Origin of the sequence: Natronomonas sp. (assembly GCF_028274965.1) — an archaeon.
Taxonomy (GTDB): domain Archaea; phylum Halobacteriota; class Halobacteria; order Halobacteriales; family Haloarculaceae; genus Natronomonas.
The window spans coordinates 1-1,645 of record NZ_JAQCNO010000043.1 but is presented as its reverse complement, the minus strand read 5'-3'; the positions used below and the strand labels follow the sequence as shown (position 1 = coordinate 1,645).

The following is a 1,645-nucleotide window of genomic DNA, read 5'->3' as shown; positions in this document are numbered from 1 at the left end:
AACCCGGTGGTGCCGAACAGATCCGCGTACAGCGCGAGGGCGATGAGGATCGTCGAGTACGCCTGACTGCGGGCGAACGCGGTCCCGGCGAGCGCCGCGAACTCCCGGTCCCCGAGCAGCCGTACCGAGTTCCCGAACTGCGCCACGGTGGACCCTATCCCGAGGGAACGAGGCCCGGAGAAAAAAGCGCCCCAGATCCGGCGGTTCGGGTGGGGTTATCGTTTCATGGAGCCGAGAGTCGGAACGGCGGTCCGGCCGACGTCACGTCCACTCGTGGTCCTCGATACCCTCGTAGTGTTTCAGGCGGCTGTCGATCTCCCAGGCCTCCCAGCCGCACTCGTGGTAGAGAACGTCCGCGAGGTCGTCGAAGTTGCTCTTGTCGAGTTTGATCCCACGGTTTCCGCGGTACGTGATGTACGGTTGGCTACGAAGCTCGGCGTAGACGGTGCGCGCGGTCGGATAGTCGCCGTCGATCGCCGAGAGTTCGAGGAGCGCCTCCTCCGTGATCGGTGTCCCCCACTTGTGTTTCGCTATCATCGTCGCCAAGAGGGCGCACTTCACCGACGGCTTCTCCATGCCGAGGGACCGAACCCGTTTTACATAAACGCTGTTAATTGTCATTACCGCTGGTGGAAACAGTTATACACGCCGAGAGAGTGATTTCTCGTATGAGCGGTATGGAACACGCGAACGACCGCGGAGCGAAGAAGGACCTCCGGAAAGAACACCCCAGTGGGTGGCTGTACCTCACGCAACACGACGCGATCCCGATCCTCGTGGACGCGTTGCTCGATCTGCCGCCGAACCGCGAGTTCAACAAGACCGAACTCGCGGAACACGCCGGCGTGACGCGCCAGACCGTCGGGAACTACACCGACCTTATGCGTGAGGTCGAACTCATCGAGGAGGTCCCGGACACGTCCCCGCGTCGGTACCGAGTCGCGGACAGCAGCGTCGTCCGCGAGCTCTTCGAACTCAACAGCGCGCTCAACAACGTCAGCGAGTAGCGTCGTCGCCGAGGAGACGGCCTCGGAACGGGTTCCTGCGGTGTCGACCGGGTCTAATCGTGCCGGAAGCAGCGCGAGCCGGTGAACGCCATCGCCATGTCGCGCTCGTCGGCCGCGGCGATCACGTCCTCGTCGTTGACGGAGCCGCCGGGCTGGACCACGGCCTCGATGCCGGCGTCGGCCGCCTCCTCGACCGCGTCCGGGAACGGGAAGAAGGCGTCAGAGGCCATCACGGCGCCCTCGGCGGACTTCCCCTCGGCGTCCTTCTCGGCCTTCATCGCCGCGAGCGTCACGGCGTCGACGCGGGACACCTGCCCCATGCCGACGCCCACCGTCTCGGTGCCCGTCGCGAAGAGGATGCCGTTCGACTTCACGTGTTTCAGCGTCTTCCAGGCGAACAGCATCGTCTCGACCTGCTCGTCGGTCGGCTCGCGCTCGGTGACGACCTCCAGGTCGTCGGCGGTCGGGGACTGCCGGTCGCGCTCTTGGACGAGGCGGCCGCCGACGATGGGCTTCTCGGTGAACCGCTCGGAGAAGCGGTCCTCGCCCTCGCCGAGCGGGCCGACGTCGAGCACGCGCAGGTTCTTCTTTTCCCGGAGCACGTCGAGCGCGCTGTCGGTGTAGCCGGGCGCGACGAC

2 protein-coding genes and 2 pseudogenes are annotated in these 1,645 nt (G+C 65.7%); 1 reads left to right on the top strand and 3 read right to left on the bottom strand.

Annotated elements, in window-relative coordinates:
* Positions 1-146, bottom strand: a pseudogene (locus Q0916_RS05860) (MFS transporter); the annotation flags it as partial.
* 115 nt (positions 147-261) lie between these two features.
* Positions 262-576 carry a hypothetical protein gene (locus tag Q0916_RS05855; RefSeq protein WP_299235611.1) on the bottom strand — a complete coding sequence of 105 codons (315 nt, stop codon included), beginning with the start codon at positions 574-576 and terminating at the stop codon, positions 262-264.
* A 92-nt stretch (positions 577-668) separates the two neighbouring features.
* Here Q0916_RS05855 and Q0916_RS05850 point away from each other — a divergent pair, with 92 nt between their 5' ends.
* The gene (locus tag Q0916_RS05850; RefSeq protein ID WP_299235608.1) at positions 669-1,007 is read left to right on the top strand and encodes a hypothetical protein; all 339 of its coding nucleotides are present in this window, start codon (positions 669-671) and stop codon (positions 1,005-1,007) included.
* Between the two features lie 53 nt (positions 1,008-1,060).
* Here Q0916_RS05850 and Q0916_RS05845 read toward each other — a convergent pair.
* A pseudogene (locus Q0916_RS05845) lies at positions 1,061-1,645 on the bottom strand (phosphoribosylglycinamide formyltransferase); the annotation flags it as partial.

Bases quoted from the DNA above. Each gene is read 5' to 3' on its own strand.
- Q0916_RS05855 (WP_299235611.1), bottom strand. From the start codon at position 576: ATGGAGAAGCCGTCGGTGAAGTGCGCCCTCTTGGCGACGATGATAGCG.
- Q0916_RS05850 (WP_299235608.1), top strand. From the start codon at position 669: ATGAGCGGTATGGAACACGCGAACGACCGCGGAGCGAAGAAGGACCTC.